This window comes from Bradyrhizobium sp. BR13661 (genome assembly GCF_029892425.1).
In the GTDB taxonomy this organism is placed as follows: Bacteria; Pseudomonadota; Alphaproteobacteria; order Rhizobiales; family Xanthobacteraceae; genus Bradyrhizobium.
The window spans coordinates 86,958-101,680 of sequence record NZ_JARXWB010000006.1; the positions used below are offsets into that span (position 1 = coordinate 86,958).

Sequence of the window (14,723 nt, forward strand, 5' to 3'; positions counted from 1 at the left end):
AAAGGCGAATGGATTCCTGAGCTTGCCTGGACTCTCGTCGGGCTTGCTTCAATCGGCCCACGGCGTTTCGCCGCGACCGAGACGATCGGCTATATCGGTCTGGAACACCGGCGGACCGAACGCGAACCACTCATCGCCGATCTGGTAGACCAGTAGTCGCCTGTTCTCGGCGCAAAATCGGGTCAGCCAATCCAGCGCCTTTTTCTTTGGCGCCACACCGACTGGCACCACGACGTCGACAGGGATGCCGCGCCAGAAGAAATTGGCGGCCAGCATGATCATGCTGGATTGGTCCGGTCGCATCCAATCCGGCAGCGGGCTCGACGCGACCAGCCAGCCACAGACGAATTCGCGGCAGGGATGCTGCGGGCGTTCCGGATAGATCGAGCATTGATGCGCGACGCTGAACGGGCACGGATGGCCCTTGCTCACCGCATGACCGCGCACCTCGATCTGCAGCCAGCCATCGCAGCAGGCGGTGCAGCTTCCGCAGGTTCTGGTGATGTCGCGGCTCACGGGCGAAGCTGGTGCTCCAGGCGCATCTCGATCGCCTACGAACTACCAGCATCATTTGCGGACAGGCAAGAGCGGCAGCGGGCGGCGCCGCTGCGTCCCTCGCGCTCAGCCGTACAGATATCCGACCGGGTTGCCTTCGGTGCGCAGCGGACGAATGTCCTTGTGCGTGATGATCTGCCCTGCGAGGCCGTCGATCTCGTCGCGCTGTGTCGGCGTCCAGCTGCGAAGTTCGTTCATGCCCTTGAGCAGACCGAGCCGCAGCACCTGGGTATTTTCGCCGAGGCCGACGAGGCTGATCGAGTCCTTGCCCGCCGTCACCACATCGCCCGCGGAGAGTTCAAAGGTCTCGCCGGCCTTCTTCTTGAATTCGGCTGTGCCGCGAATGACGCGATAGATCACGACCTCGCCCTTGGCAAAGCTCGTCGCGTCCGTGGCGGCAGACGTGCTCTTTGGCAACAGCGCGTGCCCGTGCGGATCCGTTGCGATGATGTGGCCGGTCACGAGATGCCCGCTCGGAATCTCGATGCCGATGTCGCGCACGTAAACCTGCTTCGCCGATTTGACCGAACCGTCGGTGAGCGGCTTGTAGAGCGCATCCAGCGCGAGCGGATCCTGCAGCCAGAAGCCGGCATCGGCGGGGCGGTCATGCAGCGGATGGCTCCAGGCCACGCGCGGCGTTTCGTCTTCGTTGATCTGATCCGGTCCGACGATGGTCGGGTTCGGGAAGGTGGTGGGATCGGTGATGAAGGCTTCGAGGAATTTGCCGGAGTAACCCATCGAGATCGGATCCGGTACCACGGTCTGCGGCGTCTTCAGGTTCTCTTCGGTCGACAGGCCCGACCAGGTGTAGAACAGCTGCCGGTGTACGATCGCGCTTTGCAGCATCACCGCGCCGGGGCCGACATTGTACCAGCGCCCGTCATAGTCGAAGGTGAACGCGCCCGAGGTGACCAGGACGAGCTGGAAGCCGCCCGGCGGCAGATGCAGATGGAAATCGGTGGGGCCGGTGTCGGGACGATAGATCGGCAAATTGGTCGCGACTTCGTGCAGCAGGAAGGTTTCGTTGTTGGCGTGGAAGCCTTCGTTGGCGCGGTTGTAGAGCGCTTGCGGACGGTACGTCGCCTCGAACTTCGCGTTCTTGTCGCGATCGATCGCGACGAAGTCCTGGGTATTGAGGCGGAGCGGCGCGCCGTTCGGGTGGGTGAGGCCGGTTGTCTTGAGATCGCCCGTAGCATGCACGTTCATGACGTTCTCCGCTCTGCGCCATTGCCAGCTCGCAAAATCATTGCGAATTTTGGGCCAGTTCGTTTGCGGAGCGGCAGACGCGCTTCATGCCCCGATGTGGCGAGCCGGTTCAGGAAGAAATCCGATGGCTGCACGGGAAGTTAGAGCGCGGCTTGGTCCGATCGCCCGGCACTGCAGCCGAGCTTCGTGCGCCCGGGACTGTGACGTCATTTGTCTAATTTGTCAGCAAGCTCGCCAGTGCGCGTGCAGTGAGGGCTCCCTCTGATCGGCGCTGACGTCGCAATTGGGCGCGATGCCGATTGACAGAATGTTCATGTTTTGTTCTTATGCTGCAACCGAGATGGAGGCAGACATGGACAACCGCATCAACGAACTCCGCAGAACGATCAAAGCGCTCCGCGTCAGCATGCGCGAGGCCGAGGCGATCATGCATGAGCAGATCAATCGCGATGAGGACTGCAGTTTCGTTGCGCAGGAAGTCATCAAGATGCGCTCGGTCATGAGTCTGCTGGTGAAGGAGCGGACTGCGCTCGGCGACTTTGAGCCGATCCTCGTCAACAGCTTCTTCATCCCGCGCCGCCGGTCGGCACGAAGGCTGGCCGCTATGTCCGCGCCGACTGTTGAGTCTGTGTTCCGTCCACGTCTGGTGGCGAGGGTTTGACGCGGGACGTTTCGCTAGCCCGGCAGCGGGATCAGCGGCGCGACCTCGCGGTCTGCGTGGTTCTCGCTCGCCGCGAGACCAGCCGCAACGCCGATGCGATCGGCCTCGGGACGGTTCTGGCTCATCTTGCGCTTGCCTTCGAAGCGCACCACGGGGATGCGCACGCCGACGATCCCGCGCAGCTGCGCGGCGATGAAGTCTGCGGGCGCGTCACTGACGGCCCAGGGCTTGGCGCGCGATCCTTCGTGCTTCCTGGTCAGCCGCGTCACGATGTCGAGCAGGCGCTCCGGCTCCTGGAAGAATTCCACCGGGCCGTAGGCGTGGACAGCGACATAATTCCAGGTCGGCACGACCTTTTCAGTCTCCAGCTTGGTCGCGTACCAGGACGGCGTCACATAGGCGTCGGGACCTGAGAAGATCGCGAGCGCATCGCCGATCGGCGGCAGCTTCCATTGCGGGTTGGCCTTCGCCAAATGCCCGTACAGCACACCATGCTCGCCTTCGCTCTCGTCGAGGAACAGCGGCAAGGGTGTGGCGACCGGACCTTCGCTGGTCGCCGTGACGAGGCTCGCGAGGCGGGCATCGCGGATGGTCGCGCGAATGCTCGCGACGTCGTCGTCCTTGAAAGCCGGCGGGATATACATGGCGTGTCTCCGTTCTGGTGTCGGAGATAGCCGAAATCTGGCCTGTCATAAACCGCCAGTTTCGAACGACTTTGTCAGTCCAGTTCGGCGACCCTGGCGCGTGCCCATGCGAGTGGGATTGGTTCTCTTCTGCATCATCCACATTCCAGGCCGGCGTTCTGTCCGAACCGGCGACGTCGGAATGTGTTTCTAATCCTGTTGGCCGAGCGTTTCGACGTAAGTCTTGCCGTAGGGATAGAAATGCTCCTTGCTACCCTGATCCCATTGGGCGCTGAATCCGGGTGCCGTGATGTCCCAATCCGGGCGGCAGATCATGCTGACGGCTCTGAGATCCAAGCGAAGCTCTTCAATGGTTGGGCGACCGAAAAACCAGTAGCCGTTGTAGATCTTGTGAATGCGCAAGGCTGGCTCCAGCACGATGATATGCGGGATGATCGGGTTGTGAACAGGATCGGTGTATTCGGCGATATCGAGGTCCTTCTGGATGATGCGCCTGGTATCGGAAAGAAAGGGCCAGTGCGCGCCGGCGCCGCTGCGATATTCGTTGGTCTGGGTGATGTTGTCCGTGGTGATGGTGACCAGCCGGCAGTAGCCGACTTCCATCTCGCGATAGAGCTGCACCAGCCCCTCAGTCTGACGGCGGTCCTTCGGGCAGAAGCCGCCGCGCCCGAGGACGACGATCATGGGATCGATGCCCTGCAGCTCAGAGAGCTTGCGGTGCTTGCCGGTATGGTCGCTGAGTTGGTAATCCGGGAAGGTTGCTCCCGGCATCATGTCACTTCGCATAGGACTCTCTCCCGTGTCTTAGAGATCGATGACGACGTCGCTTTGCGGGTGAGCGCAGCAGATCAGGACATTTCCGTCCGCGGGCGCGTCGAGCGGACCGGGTCGATAGCTGACGTCCCCGGCAACGAGCCCGCTCTCGCAGTTGTGACAAACCCCCGTCCGGCATGACCAGCGCACGGGAACCTCGCAGGCCTCTGCGAGCTCGAGCAGGCTGGCGTATGACGGTCCCCAGCGGACATTGAGGCCGCTGCGAGCGAAGGACACCATAGGCCCGATGCCGGGTGGGCCTGGCGGCGCGTGCGCCGGCCTGTTCGGCGAAGCCGCGATGCCTGGCGTCAGCGACGGCCCGGCGCTGAACAACTCAGTGTGGATGCGATCGGGCGCGATGTCCCATGCGCGGAGGCCGGTCGTGAGGTTGCTCATGAAGGCGGCCGATCCGCACAGATAGAAGTCGCCATCTTGCGGCACGTTGAGTTGCAGGAGCAGAGCCGCATCCAGATGTCCGGCGCTGTCGAAATCCATCTTTAGCCGATCGCCGGGATCAGGGTTGCTGTAGCAGACATGGCTGTGATGGTGAGCCAGCTTGGCCAGAAGTTCGCGCACCTCGGATGCGAAGGCATGTTCGCGGCCGTTGCGGGCACCGTGCAGCCACCAGATGTCTCTCGACGATCCTTCCGCCGCGAGCGCGTGAAGCATGGCGAGCACCGGCGTCGTACCGATGCCGGTACTCAACAGGACGACGGGCCGCGTATCTTGTCGTAGCGTAAAACTACCGCGCGGCGCGCCTAGTTGCACGACGTCGCCGGGTCGGAGCTCGTCGGCGACGTATGTGCTGGCGGTGCCGTGCTCGTCGCGTTTGATGCTAAGGCGATAGGACGCTGCGTCGCCATGGCTCGATAGTGAATAGCTGCGCACCATCGCAGGGGTCGCAGGAGGCCCGAGCCCGATGATGACGAACTGACCGGGTAGGGCGACGGCAGCTGGATGTCCGTCCGCCGGTTCGAGAATCAGCGACGTGACGTTGCTACTTTCGACAATCTTGCGCGAGACGCGAAATGGGCGGAAGCCGCGCCAGGCCAGCGAGGCGCTCGCGGCCGGGCCGAGCCCGGCATTTCCTCCAGCCGGATTGTTTGTTTGCGCGAGCAACGCCTCGAAGGAACGACGCCAGCCGCGGCTCAGTGCGGGAATCCGCAGTGCACGTTCGAGACTTTCACGTGGGTGAGGCGGCAGATAAAGCAGCGCGTTGATCTCAGACACGCTCATGCTTTCAGGGCCGCTGGCGACCCGCGCGATCTCATCGCCGGCCTCGACGTCACCTTCCTCGATCACACGAAAATAGAAACCAGGGCGGCCGTGCTTGACTAGCAGCGCAGCCATATCGGACTCCTCCATACGAATGCCGAGCCGGTAGCAGGTCACGCGCGGCTGCGTGACCTCGAACAGGGCAGAGCCGATCCTGTAGCGATCTCCGATGCAGACTTCGGTATCGGCAAGGCCTGCGACGGTGAAGTTTTCCCCGAACTGACCTCGGACGAAGTTCGACCGACCGAGATGCTCTTGCCAGTAGCGATATGACTCGTCCTGGTAGACGTACACGGCGCGCTGCTCGCCGCCGTGACCCGCAACGTCGCCCTGGCCGTCGCCTTCGATATTGAGCCGGCGCGCCCTGCGCGGGCCCTCGACGGGAGCCTTCCAGATACCAGTATGGACCGTCCTGCCTTGCCAGGCGATGTCGCGCGGAAGGCCGACATTGATGGACAGCAATCGTGCCATACTCGTTCCTCGGTGCGATTGGCACGGCGAATTCGGATCGCCGCAGCGTCAATCTGCATCCTCGCCGGCTTTTTGACCTGTTAGTCGTTGTTAGACGTTGCGAGACCGCCTTGTCCTCGTCTGCCTGCACGCCGATCTAGAGCGCAGAAACTGCAAGGCGGGAGACCGAGATGGACGATCAGGCCACGCTGACGGCGCTCCGGCGCCATTGGGACGCTTCGGACGCAAACGATTTCGAGGCCGAGCATGATATCTATCGCGAGGATGCCGTGCTCGACTATCCGCAGTCCGGCGAACGCATCCGCGGCCGCCGGAACATTCAACAGAGCCGCTTCGCGCAGCCGAACAGGAAGCGCTTCACGGTGCGGCGGATGATCGGTCGCGGCGATCTCTGGGTGAGCGAATTCGTGCTGACATATGACGGGGTGCCGTCCTACGTCGTCAGCATCATGGAATTTCGCGACGGCATGGTGGCGCACGAGACGCAATATTTCAGTGATCGCTTCGACCCATCGCCTACGCGCGCGCATCTGGTTGAGCGGGTGGGGTAGATCGGCATTCTCAGTCATTGCGAGCGCAGCGCTCGCAACGACGACGCGGACGGAACCGTTCTGCGGCGGCTGGTCGCAGTCGTGTCGCCTTGATTCCGGCTCGCCCGGCGTTATCTCTGAAGAGAACAAGAATCCGGGCCCCTCTGGCGAGGACGCTGATGATCTCAGCAAACCTCGCGATGTCGGATGACCTGTCCCGCGCGAATGCGATGGATTGGCCGATCGTCGGGCCTTCTCTGTTCCCTCCGACCTAATCGTCCCCATCGCGGCTTCGTGCGGCCATTTCGCAAGAACGAGGAGCGACGATGTCTGACGCCGAATATTCCAATCCGATCGAACTCGAGATCACCGAGCCGCATAGCTTCAGCGAGCAGGCTGCGGCGGCGCTGGTGATATCAGGCGCGCTCGTTGCGGTCGCCGACCGCCGCGTGTCGCCGGTTGAGCGTGACGAGGTGATCCGCTTCATCAGGGAGCGCGGACTGGCGCCGCACACCAGCGATGACCGCTTGTCGTCGATGTTCGACGAACTGGCTGAACGGCTGGAGGAGCCTGATTTCGCCAATGTGGTGATCGAGACGCTGCGGCCGGTGTCGGATCTGCCGCTCTCGTCCCATCTCATCGAGTTGTCGGAGCGCGTCGCGGCCGCGGACGAAGACGTGCATCCGCACGAGGTGCAGGCGATCAAGTTGTTGCGCCTGCTGACGCTGGTGCTGCCGCGCGCGAAGCCGGTCGGGCCTGCCGCGGCCGCCAAGGCGCGAGCATGAGCGCAGCTTCGGACGAGCAAAGGACGAGACACCAGGGGACCACCGGCCAACCGGCCGGCGGCGACCCGCGGCTCGACGCGCTCGTCAATCGGCTGCCGCCGCGCCTTGCCGGCAGCGTCGATTATCTCCTGCAACCGTCTAGCCGCTGGGTGCGGATTCCCGCAGGGATGCTGCTCGTCGTCGGTGGCGTGCTGTCCTTCCTGCCGGTGCTCGGCGTCTGGATGCTGCCGCTCGGCCTGGCGCTGCTCGCCGAGGACGTGCCGGCGCTGCGTGCGTCACGCTCGAAGGTCTTTGACTGGATCGAGCGCCGCAAGCCGCACTGGCTGGACCCGTCGGCTCCGAAGAACGACCAATCATGACTGAATTCATCACCGCCGACGCGCTGACCGCGCTGCTCCAGGTCGTTCTTATCGACCTCGTGCTCGCCGGCGACAATGCCGTCGTCATCGGCCTTGCCGCGGCCGGCCTTCCGGCCGAGCAGCGCCGCCGCGCCATCGTCGTGGGCATCGTGGCCGCGACCGCGCTGCGTATCGTCTTTGCCGGTGTCGCGACCCAGCTCCTCCAGGTGATCGGCCTGCTGTTCGCCGGTGGCGTGCTGCTGCTGTGGGTGTGCTGGAAGATGTGGCGGGAGCTGCGCGAGCAGGCTGCGCACTCCAGCCAGCTTGCTTTCAGCCATGGCGGCGGCGTGACCGGTGCGCCGGCCTCGCGCAAGACGTTTGGGCAAGCCGCGTTGCAGATCGTTGCCGCCGACGTCTCGATGTCGCTCGACAACGTGCTCGCGGTCGCGGGCGCTGCGCGCGAGCATCCTTACATCCTCGCCTTTGGCCTCGTTCTGTCAGTCGCGTTGATGGGCGTTGCCGCCGATCTGCTCGGCCGCGTGCTCCAGAAGCAGCGCTGGATCGCCTATGTCGGCCTCGCCATCATCGTCTACGTCGCCTTCGAGATGATCTACCGCGGCTCGCTCGAGATCGCGCCTGTCATCGCAAGTCTCTAAGTCCCGCCTTCGAGCCCCGCCTCGGCTTTCCTGGAGTGATCGATGTCGTCCGAACCCAAAGCACCTTTGGCCAATCCGCCGATCGGCCTGTTTCCGCGGCTGATCTTCGGCTCGCGCTGGCTGCAATTGCCGCTCTATGTCGGCCTCATCGTCGCGCAGGCGGTCTATGTGCTGCTGTTCCTGAAGGAACTGTGGCACCTGGTCGCGCACTCCTTCGACGCCAGCGAGCAGCAGATCATGCTCGTCGTGCTCGGGCTGATCGACGTCGTCATGATCTCCAACCTGCTGGTCATGGTGATCGTTGGAGGCTACGAGACCTTCGTCTCGCGCCTGAATTTGCGCGGCCATCCCGACGAGCCGGAATGGCTCAGCCACGTCAATGCCAGCGTGCTCAAGATCAAGCTGGCGATGGCCATCGTCGGCATCTCATCGATCTCGCTGCTCAGGACCTTCATCGAGGCCGGCAATCTCGGCACCACGCGCAGCAATTTCACCGAGACCGGCGTGATGTGGCAGGTGCTGATCCACCTGACCTTCATCATCTCCGCGATCGGCATCGCATGGGTCGACCGCCTCAGCGAGAATGGGCACCGCAAGGAGAACGGCCACGCCTCAACGCGTGGACCGGTCTGACCAGAGACGCCGGCTCCGTGCCAGCGTCTCGGAGGGCATCTCGCCGAACGCCACTCTATAGCCGCGTGAGAAGTCGCCGAGGTGCCAGAAGCCGTTGTCGAGGGCTGCGGCCTTGACGCTCAAGCCGGAGAAGCCGGACATGAGCTGGATGCGGGTGGACCACAGCCGCTTGAGCCGCAGATAATGGTGCAAGCTGACGCCGTGCACCGCATGCGTCGCGGTCTGGAGTGTGCGCACCGAGATGTTGAGCGCTGCGGCGAGGTCTTCGCTGTAGAGCGGGCGGCTGCCGTAGGTCGCTGCAACTTCATCGAGCTGCGCAATCAGTTTGCGGTGCTTGTCGAATGACCCTCGTCGTGCCCTGAGACTTTCGGCCGACACCAGCGTGTCGTCGAAACAGGCGAGCAGCGTCTCCTGGATCGGCCGGTTGAGCGCCGCGAACTCCCTGGGGTCGTCGAGGCTCGAGGCCAGGCTGAACATGCTCGTGATCGCGGCACGCAGGCGTGCCATTGCCGCGTCCTGCGGGCGGAAGTAGGTGAGGCCACTGGTGTAGTCAGCCCAGCCGCGATGGCGCATCTCCGAGTTGAAGCGCATCATCAGGTACGTGTTGGTGCCATGTGCGAGGGAGTCGATCGGGACCTTGCCGCGCACGACGTTCACCATGGAGCTGTCGATTTCACGCCCGTTGGTGATCGAGTGAAACGAGAACGGCACCGTGAGGCCGATGCCCTGGTCGGTGCCGACCTCGGCCTCGAGACGGCGGGCGAAGGCACGTTGGAGCACGAATAGCCCGTCCTGGAGCGGAAGGATGGCTCGCGACAGGGAGACCTCGTGCGGGCGGAGCGGCGTGCTGACGCCGAGACCGAGGACGTCATTGGCGCGAAACTCGTCGAAATCCGAGAAGCGCTCGATGCGGAGGATGCGCGAAGGCATAAGCTGATGAACCGGCATATCTGAATACCGAGCGGTGCCAGGAGGAGCGCGAATAATTACGCGGAAGGTATCAGGTGGCAGGTCCTCAGCCCTATTCCGTAAAACTACTGCGGCGCTTCATCACACGACTTGCGGGTACGCCGCATTCTCCCGTCGCTCGCGCTCGCCGAGTTCGCGCACGAGCTCCTGCAGGAACGACTCGGTAAAATCGGGCAGCGTACGCTCGGCGCGGACATAGATACCGAGATCCGACCAGACCGGGCTGCCGGCATTGTCGAGCGGCAGGAACACGAGCTGCGCGTCGCGCGACAGTCTGCCGATGCCGAGCTGCGTCTGGAAGGCGACACCGACGCCGCGCGCGGCGAGCTCGCGCATCAGGTCGATCGAATTGGCCTGAATGGCAGGCTCAGGCGTTTCGGAGAGCTGCGCGATCAACGGCTGCAGCAGATGATAAATCGACAGCTCGGGCAGCGCGTGGATGACGGGGAAGGCGAGGCATTGCTCCAGCGTCACCGTCTTGCGGCGCGCCAGCGGGTGCTCGCGCGCAACCAGCGCACCGAGGCGAAACCGCTTCAGCGCCACCTGGCGCAGATCCGGCGGATGCCTGAGCGCGATGGCGATGCCGATATCGGCCTCGCCCCGGCGCAAGGCTTCGAGCACGTCGGATGATCCCATCACTTCGGTGGTGAAGTTGACGCGCCGGGCCCGGCCGCGGTGCGAGGCGATCAGATCCGGCAACACGGACTCGGTGAGGGACTCGATGCAGGCGATGCTGACAGTGCCGTGCCAGGCGCCTGACAGTGACGCCACGTCAGAGCGGAAGCGATCGAGATCCTGGAGCACATTCATGACATGACGGGCCAGCATCTCGCCGACCGTCGTCAGCGTCAGGCCGCGCGCGGTCCGCTCGAATAGAGGTGATCCAACCTCCTGTTCAAGCTTGAGAATTTGGCGGCTGACCGCTGAAGAGGCGACGTTCAGAAGGCGCGCCGCGGCGCGGATCGAGCCGGTGCGGCGGACGGCATGGAAGTACTGGATGGAAGGTGAGTGAAAGCGCATTGGACCCTCGCGCCACTATAGCTGTTGCCGAAACGGCAGCAACATGTACGAAATTCTCTGCCTTTTGAGAGCGCTGATTTCACCCTAGTGTCATGTGCTGACGGGCCTGTCGGGCCCGCGCGGCGACGCGCCCGCAAAGATGCGGTGGGGGATTTTGGGGTGAACGAGACGATCGCTTGCGAGCCGGAGCACGGGCCGGATGCCCGTCTCGTCGACCGGCGCCGCGCGGCCGCCTATGTCGGCGTGACCGCAGGCCGCTTCGAGCAGCTGGTGCGCGACAATGTCGTGCCGCCGCCGGTCATGGTCGACAACAAGCGGCGCTGGCCGATCGCGCTGCTCGACGAAGCCAGGGAAGCGGTCGGCAGCAGCATACCGTCGCCGCCGGCAGCGCGAGACGATGTCGATGCGCGTCCCTGCGAGCGCGACGCCGTGCCATCCGCGCGCGAGCTGCCCGATCACGCCTGGTTCGAACAGCGCGCGAGCTTCGTGCAGCGCGTCCGTCGTTCGCTGCTCTCGGGCAACGAGATCCGCCTGCTGCGCGAGTTCAAGCTGCTCAAGCAGAACCAGATCAGCATGCACGGCTACTATGGCAGCTTCGAAGCGCTGATGGTGCGCGGCTATCTCGTCGAGATCGACCGCAAGCCGCCGTCGAGCCGCCCGCTGGTCACTTATCGCCTGACCACGCCGGGCGAGCAGGTGATTGCAGCGCTCAAGGATGAATAGAAGGCTCGCTACGGCGAGCAGAGCCTGCTCGGCAGAGCGCTGACCCAGCCGATGCCCTGAGACGACGGTGCGGCCGAACTAGGGTTCGCTCAGCTGGAAGAATGGCTGTTCCGAAAGCCTGTTCGTCAGCGCGCGGAGCTTGGGCATGCGAGCGTCGGTATCGATACCGCGGGCGCGCGCGAGGCGTTCGGCGACGACGGCAGTCACATCCGCCTGGGTCGGGCGCTCAAGCAACAGATATTGCTGGTTTGGGGTGATCATCGCTTCGACCGCGCCAAGGGCATTTGCCGCCTGAGCCATGCAATCGTCGATCCAGGGCTGGTGCACCTTCTCCGGCGGGCGGTGGTTGCCCTCATAGGCTGCATGAAGGCATTTTTCACACGCACCCATCATCATCGCCGCGACCTTCAGCACAGTGCGGCGATCGGCGCCGTCGCGCGGCGTCAGCGGCCGTTCGCCGCCGTAGACCTCATCGAGATGATCGATGATGGCATCGCTGTCGATCAGGGTCTCGCCACTGTCGAGCACGAGCGCCGGAATTCGCCCGAGCGGATTGCTGGCCCTGACCTCGGCGCGGTTGCCGAAGCCGGAGAGCGGGCGCTGCTCGAACGGCACCCCGTAGATATTGAGCGTGATCGCGACGCGTCGCGTAAATGGTGAGCGATTGACCCCGATCAGCAGCATGGTGCGATGCTCGGGCGCGGCATGAGACGGTCTCTCGAATGACTCATCAACCAAGACTGCCATCCTTACCCAGCACGAACAAGGTCAGGTCGGTTCTCTTGTTTCGGGATCGATAAAATTGTCTGCAATTTGGTCGCTGGCAGCAAACCATGCGGACAAGAAGGGGATTGCCTTAAACCTCCGCTTCGGAACCGGCGTGCATCCTCACGGCAAAAGGGTGGGGCATCAGCATGTCAGTTCTCAAGGAGGTCATCGTCGCGGTCGTCGGAGTCTACGCGCTCCTGTTCGTCTGCGACACCATGTTCGGGGTCGGCGAGGCGCGCTTCGACGATTCCTATTACAGCGCCAGCTTCTACGCGCCGAAGCCGCAGGAATTCCGCTTCGCCGGCGATACGCCGCCGGCGACCCGCGTCAGCGACGCCTTTGCGCAGTTCTCCGCGGCAGAGGCCAAGCCGAACAAGCGCTACTCGTCGCTGACGACGTTCATCCGTTAAGCTCGGCTGCGTGATTGCCCGGATGCTGCCCCGCGCGCTGCGGGACGAGCAGCAGGCACACCACCATGAACAGCGCGATGACGGCGGAGGCGAATGGTCGGCTGAGCGCGAGCCCGCCGTGATCGAGCGGCTTGTCGAGGAAATCGCCGACGGTTGCGCCCAGCGGTCGGCTCAGGATGAAAGCGGCCCAGAACAGCGTGACGCGTGAGACCCGGGTCCAGACAAACAGTGCCGCGATCATAGCCAGTCCCGCCGCAAAGATCAGCGCGCCGCCGCGATAGCCCAAATCTCCAGTGTCGGCGATCCAGTCGCCCAGCGCGGTACCCAGCGTTTGCGAGAAGGTGATCGTGCCCCAATAGAACGCTTCGACGCGGGGCGTGCTGACGCTGTTGACCGAGATCGTTCCCTCAGAGCGGTACCAGAGGCCGAGCACCAGCACGAGGCAGGCGAGCAGCAAGGTCGAACCGCCGGCATAGCCGATGCCGAGAGAACGGTCGGCAAAGTCGGCCATCGTCGTGCCGAAGGTGGTGGAGGCGACGATGGTCGCCCAGTAGAGTGCCGGATTGAACTTATGCGCACGGATTTGCGCGGCGACGAGAACGATCATCGCCGCCAGGAACAGGCACGTGCCTGCGAGATAGCCCCAGTTCAGCGTCATCGTGACGGTGTCGCCGCCGGTCTCGCCGAGTGTCGTCGCGGCGATCTTGATGATCCAGAAGCCGAGCGTGACTTCGGGGACCTTGCTCTCACTGACGAGGCTGCTCTTTGTATGATCGTCCATGATGTCCTCTTTGCTGCGCCGGTCGCGAAACGTCGTTCGCGACCGGCGGGGAGCGATGCGTGGAAGGCTCAGGCCTTGGCGACGCTATCCATGATCGCCAGCAGGTCGGTGATCGCCTGCTTGCACTTTGCGGCGTCCGGCGTGCCCGCCCGCAGCGCCTCCAGCGCATGGTCGATCGCCTTGTCGACGGTGTGCCAGTCGGCCCCTGCGCGCGGCTTCAATCCGGCTTCGGCCTCGTCCCATTTGGTTTCGAGGTCCTTGATCCTGGTCTTGGCGCCTGACAGGTCACCCTTGTCGATCAGTCCTGCGACATCGACGACGATGCTGCGGAACGGCGTAAGGTCGCCGAGCTTGGCGGTCGCCGCCTCCGCGAGCGGCACGAAGGTGATGTGTTGGCTTGCATGCATGTTGGGCTCGCCAGCGAACGTCGTCACGAGGCAAACGGCGAGGGCGGGGATGAGTTTCATTTGGTCTCTCCTGGTGGGATGAATTGAAGTCTGAAATCGGTGTTACAGAGCCGAATCGGCCCGGCGTGTGCCGTCGCCTTCGAACGTCACCCAGGCGACGAGGCCGACGATGACGGTCAGGAAGACGATGCTGGTCTGGATCGTGCCGAGGCCGATGCCGCCATACTCGCGCGACTGCGAGAGCAGATCGCCGAGCGAGGCACCGAGCGGGCGGGTGAGGATGTAGGCGAGCCAGAAGGTGAGGACGGGATTGCCGCCGACATAGTAGGAGACGGCGACAGCCGCGATCAGCGTGCCGAAGGCGACGACACCGAGCTGGAACCCGAGGCCAAGTGCTTCCGTGGCGAGATCGCCGGCAGCAGTGCCGAGCGCGAAGGTGAGCAGGATCGCCGTCCAGTAGAACAGCTCGCGCCGCGTCGTGACGATGCTGTGGATCGACAGCGTGCGCTCGACGCCGTACCAGACCGCGAAGGTCGCAGCGAGCGCGACGGCGAAGGCAGCGGTGCTGATGTAGAGGCTGATTTCCAGCTTGTCGGTCAGAAGGTCCGTGAGCTGCGTGCCGACAATGCTGACGAGAACGACGGTGAGCCAGTAGATCCAGGGCACATAGGCGCGACGGCTCAGTTGCGCGAGGAGTGCGGCAACCAGCAAGCCGGTCATGCAGATTGTGGTCCAGCCGGCGCCGAGACCAACATGCACCGCGAGATAGTCGGCGCCGGTCTCTCCGACCGTCGTGGAGAGAATCTTGATGGCCCAGAAGATCGCGGTGACCTCCGGAACCTTGTTCAGCATCTGTCTTGCGCCAGATCCCTGATATTGCGACACGCGAAATCTCCCAAGGCCGAAGCGATGCGGGACCGTCGCGCCGCGGACTTAGGTCCGACTTAGGGACGAGAAATTTCCTGAATGCGCGGCCTTCGCCGCAATTTGGGCCTGCTGGCGCTTCCTAACTCTGCGCTAAGTCGTGGTGGACAGGATGTGACGGCCGGATGGTCCGGCGTAGCCTGGGGATCGATTT

19 protein-coding genes are annotated in these 14,723 nt (G+C 63.8%); 8 read left to right on the forward strand and 11 right to left on the reverse strand.

What is annotated here, in order from left to right:
* Nucleotides 1–48: 48 nt before the first annotated feature.
* On the reverse strand, nucleotides 49–516 hold the full coding sequence (locus M2427_RS11960; RefSeq protein ID WP_280706508.1) for a hypothetical protein: 468 nt from the start codon (nucleotides 514–516) through the stop codon (nucleotides 49–51).
* Nucleotides 517–621: 105 nt separating this feature from the next.
* A complete protein-coding gene (locus tag M2427_RS11965) occupies nucleotides 622–1,761 on the reverse strand; it encodes a hypothetical protein (RefSeq protein WP_280706510.1) in 1,140 nt (379 codons plus the stop codon).
* A 352-nt stretch (nucleotides 1,762–2,113) separates the two neighbouring features.
* Between M2427_RS11965 and M2427_RS11970 the strand changes: the two genes are divergently transcribed.
* On the forward strand, nucleotides 2,114–2,422 hold the full coding sequence (locus tag M2427_RS11970) for a hypothetical protein (protein WP_280706511.1): 309 nt from the start codon (nucleotides 2,114–2,116) through the stop codon (nucleotides 2,420–2,422).
* A gap of 14 nt (nucleotides 2,423–2,436) precedes the next feature.
* On the opposite strand, the gene M2427_RS11975 is transcribed toward M2427_RS11970, so the two are convergent.
* The 3 genes from M2427_RS11975 to M2427_RS11985 all read right to left on the reverse strand — a co-directional run bounded on the left by M2427_RS11975 (nucleotide 2,437) and on the right by M2427_RS11985 (nucleotide 5,625).
* Nucleotides 2,437–3,066: an FMN-binding negative transcriptional regulator gene (locus M2427_RS11975; RefSeq protein ID WP_280706512.1), complete on the reverse strand. Its 630-nt coding sequence runs from the start codon at nucleotides 3,064–3,066 to the stop codon at nucleotides 2,437–2,439.
* Between the two features lie 189 nt (nucleotides 3,067–3,255).
* A complete protein-coding gene (locus M2427_RS11980) occupies nucleotides 3,256–3,852 on the reverse strand; it encodes a redoxin domain-containing protein (RefSeq protein ID WP_280706513.1) in 597 nt (198 codons plus the stop codon).
* 18 nt (nucleotides 3,853–3,870) lie between these two features.
* Nucleotides 3,871–5,625 (reverse strand): MOSC and FAD-binding oxidoreductase domain-containing protein, encoded by a 1,755-nt coding sequence (locus tag M2427_RS11985; protein ID WP_280706515.1) that lies wholly within the window; start codon nucleotides 5,623–5,625, stop codon nucleotides 3,871–3,873.
* Nucleotides 5,626–5,795: 170 nt separating this feature from the next.
* Between M2427_RS11985 and M2427_RS11990 the strand changes: the two genes are divergently transcribed.
* From M2427_RS11990 to M2427_RS12010, 5 genes are all read left to right on the forward strand, one after another.
* Nucleotides 5,796–6,176, forward strand: coding sequence for a nuclear transport factor 2 family protein (locus M2427_RS11990; protein ID WP_280706516.1), 381 nt, complete (start codon nucleotides 5,796–5,798; stop codon nucleotides 6,174–6,176).
* A 305-nt stretch (nucleotides 6,177–6,481) separates the two neighbouring features.
* Nucleotides 6,482–6,940 carry a tellurite resistance TerB family protein gene (locus M2427_RS11995; protein WP_280706517.1) on the forward strand — a complete coding sequence of 153 codons (459 nt, stop codon included), beginning with the start codon at nucleotides 6,482–6,484 and terminating at the stop codon, nucleotides 6,938–6,940.
* Nucleotides 6,937–7,299 (forward strand): hypothetical protein, encoded by a 363-nt coding sequence (locus M2427_RS12000; RefSeq protein ID WP_280706518.1) that lies wholly within the window; start codon nucleotides 6,937–6,939, stop codon nucleotides 7,297–7,299. The genes M2427_RS11995 and M2427_RS12000 overlap by 4 nt, the downstream gene beginning before the upstream one ends.
* Nucleotides 7,296–7,934 carry a TerC family protein gene (locus M2427_RS12005; RefSeq protein WP_280706519.1) on the forward strand — a complete coding sequence of 213 codons (639 nt, stop codon included), beginning with the start codon at nucleotides 7,296–7,298 and terminating at the stop codon, nucleotides 7,932–7,934. The genes M2427_RS12000 and M2427_RS12005 overlap by 4 nt, the downstream gene beginning before the upstream one ends.
* A 42-nt stretch (nucleotides 7,935–7,976) precedes the next feature.
* Nucleotides 7,977–8,567, forward strand: coding sequence for a TIGR00645 family protein (locus tag M2427_RS12010; protein WP_280706520.1), 591 nt, complete (start codon nucleotides 7,977–7,979; stop codon nucleotides 8,565–8,567).
* Here the strand turns inward: M2427_RS12010 and M2427_RS12015 are convergent.
* Together M2427_RS12015 and M2427_RS12020 are read right to left on the reverse strand one after the other, a co-directional pair.
* On the reverse strand, nucleotides 8,547–9,497 hold the full coding sequence (locus M2427_RS12015; RefSeq protein WP_280706522.1) for a helix-turn-helix domain-containing protein: 951 nt from the start codon (nucleotides 9,495–9,497) through the stop codon (nucleotides 8,547–8,549). The genes M2427_RS12010 and M2427_RS12015 overlap by 21 nt on opposite strands.
* A 120-nt stretch (nucleotides 9,498–9,617) precedes the next feature.
* On the reverse strand, nucleotides 9,618–10,556 hold the full coding sequence (locus M2427_RS12020; protein ID WP_280706523.1) for a LysR family transcriptional regulator: 939 nt from the start codon (nucleotides 10,554–10,556) through the stop codon (nucleotides 9,618–9,620).
* A 159-nt stretch (nucleotides 10,557–10,715) separates the two neighbouring features.
* On the opposite strand from M2427_RS12020, the gene M2427_RS12025 reads away from it, so the two are divergent.
* A complete protein-coding gene (locus M2427_RS12025; RefSeq protein WP_280706524.1) occupies nucleotides 10,716–11,279 on the forward strand; it encodes a hypothetical protein in 564 nt (187 codons plus the stop codon).
* 78 nt (nucleotides 11,280–11,357) lie between these two features.
* On the opposite strand, the gene M2427_RS12030 is transcribed toward M2427_RS12025, so the two are convergent.
* Nucleotides 11,358–12,017, reverse strand: a complete 660-nt coding sequence (locus M2427_RS12030; protein WP_280706525.1) for a glutathione S-transferase family protein — start codon at nucleotides 12,015–12,017, stop codon at nucleotides 11,358–11,360.
* Between the two features lie 176 nt (nucleotides 12,018–12,193).
* On the opposite strand from M2427_RS12030, the gene M2427_RS12035 reads away from it, so the two are divergent.
* Nucleotides 12,194–12,457 carry a hypothetical protein gene (locus M2427_RS12035; RefSeq protein ID WP_280706526.1) on the forward strand — a complete coding sequence of 88 codons (264 nt, stop codon included), beginning with the start codon at nucleotides 12,194–12,196 and terminating at the stop codon, nucleotides 12,455–12,457.
* Here the strand turns inward: M2427_RS12035 and M2427_RS12040 are convergent.
* From M2427_RS12040 to M2427_RS12050, 3 genes are all read right to left on the reverse strand, one after another.
* The gene (locus tag M2427_RS12040; RefSeq protein WP_280706527.1) at nucleotides 12,447–13,238 is read right to left on the reverse strand and encodes a hypothetical protein; all 792 of its coding nucleotides are present in this window, start codon (nucleotides 13,236–13,238) and stop codon (nucleotides 12,447–12,449) included. The two genes, M2427_RS12035 and M2427_RS12040, sit on opposite strands and share 11 nt — an antisense overlap.
* Before the next feature lie 68 nt (nucleotides 13,239–13,306).
* Nucleotides 13,307–13,645, reverse strand: a complete 339-nt coding sequence (locus M2427_RS12045; RefSeq protein WP_280706795.1) for a hypothetical protein — start codon at nucleotides 13,643–13,645, stop codon at nucleotides 13,307–13,309.
* A gap of 102 nt (nucleotides 13,646–13,747) precedes the next feature.
* Entirely contained in the window at nucleotides 13,748–14,497 is a 750-nt protein-coding gene (locus M2427_RS12050) for a hypothetical protein (protein WP_280706528.1), read from the reverse strand.
* Nucleotides 14,498–14,723: the final 226 nt, after the last annotated feature.

Excerpts from the sequence above, each read along its gene's own strand:
- M2427_RS11965 (WP_280706510.1), bottom strand. The coding sequence starts at position 1,761 with ATGAACGTGCATGCTACGGGCGATCTCAAGACAACCGGCCTCACCCAC.
- M2427_RS11970 (WP_280706511.1), top strand. The coding sequence starts at position 2,114 with ATGGACAACCGCATCAACGAACTCCGCAGAACGATCAAAGCGCTCCGC.
- M2427_RS11975 (WP_280706512.1), bottom strand. The coding sequence starts at position 3,066 with ATGTATATCCCGCCGGCTTTCAAGGACGACGACGTCGCGAGCATTCGC.
- M2427_RS11980 (WP_280706513.1), bottom strand. The coding sequence starts at position 3,852 with ATGCGAAGTGACATGATGCCGGGAGCAACCTTCCCGGATTACCAACTC.
- M2427_RS11985 (WP_280706515.1), bottom strand. The coding sequence starts at position 5,625 with ATGGCACGATTGCTGTCCATCAATGTCGGCCTTCCGCGCGACATCGCC.
- M2427_RS11990 (WP_280706516.1), top strand. The coding sequence starts at position 5,796 with ATGGACGATCAGGCCACGCTGACGGCGCTCCGGCGCCATTGGGACGCT.
- M2427_RS11995 (WP_280706517.1), top strand. The coding sequence starts at position 6,482 with ATGTCTGACGCCGAATATTCCAATCCGATCGAACTCGAGATCACCGAG.
- M2427_RS12000 (WP_280706518.1), top strand. The coding sequence starts at position 6,937 with ATGAGCGCAGCTTCGGACGAGCAAAGGACGAGACACCAGGGGACCACC.
- M2427_RS12005 (WP_280706519.1), top strand. The coding sequence starts at position 7,296 with ATGACTGAATTCATCACCGCCGACGCGCTGACCGCGCTGCTCCAGGTC.
- M2427_RS12010 (WP_280706520.1), top strand. The coding sequence starts at position 7,977 with ATGTCGTCCGAACCCAAAGCACCTTTGGCCAATCCGCCGATCGGCCTG.
- M2427_RS12015 (WP_280706522.1), bottom strand. The coding sequence starts at position 9,497 with ATGCCTTCGCGCATCCTCCGCATCGAGCGCTTCTCGGATTTCGACGAG.
- M2427_RS12020 (WP_280706523.1), bottom strand. The coding sequence starts at position 10,556 with ATGCGCTTTCACTCACCTTCCATCCAGTACTTCCATGCCGTCCGCCGC.
- M2427_RS12035 (WP_280706526.1), top strand. The coding sequence starts at position 12,194 with ATGTCAGTTCTCAAGGAGGTCATCGTCGCGGTCGTCGGAGTCTACGCG.
- M2427_RS12040 (WP_280706527.1), bottom strand. The coding sequence starts at position 13,238 with ATGGACGATCATACAAAGAGCAGCCTCGTCAGTGAGAGCAAGGTCCCC.
- M2427_RS12045 (WP_280706795.1), bottom strand. The coding sequence starts at position 13,645 with ATGCATGCAAGCCAACACATCACCTTCGTGCCGCTCGCGGAGGCGGCG.
- M2427_RS12050 (WP_280706528.1), bottom strand. The coding sequence starts at position 14,497 with ATGCTGAACAAGGTTCCGGAGGTCACCGCGATCTTCTGGGCCATCAAG.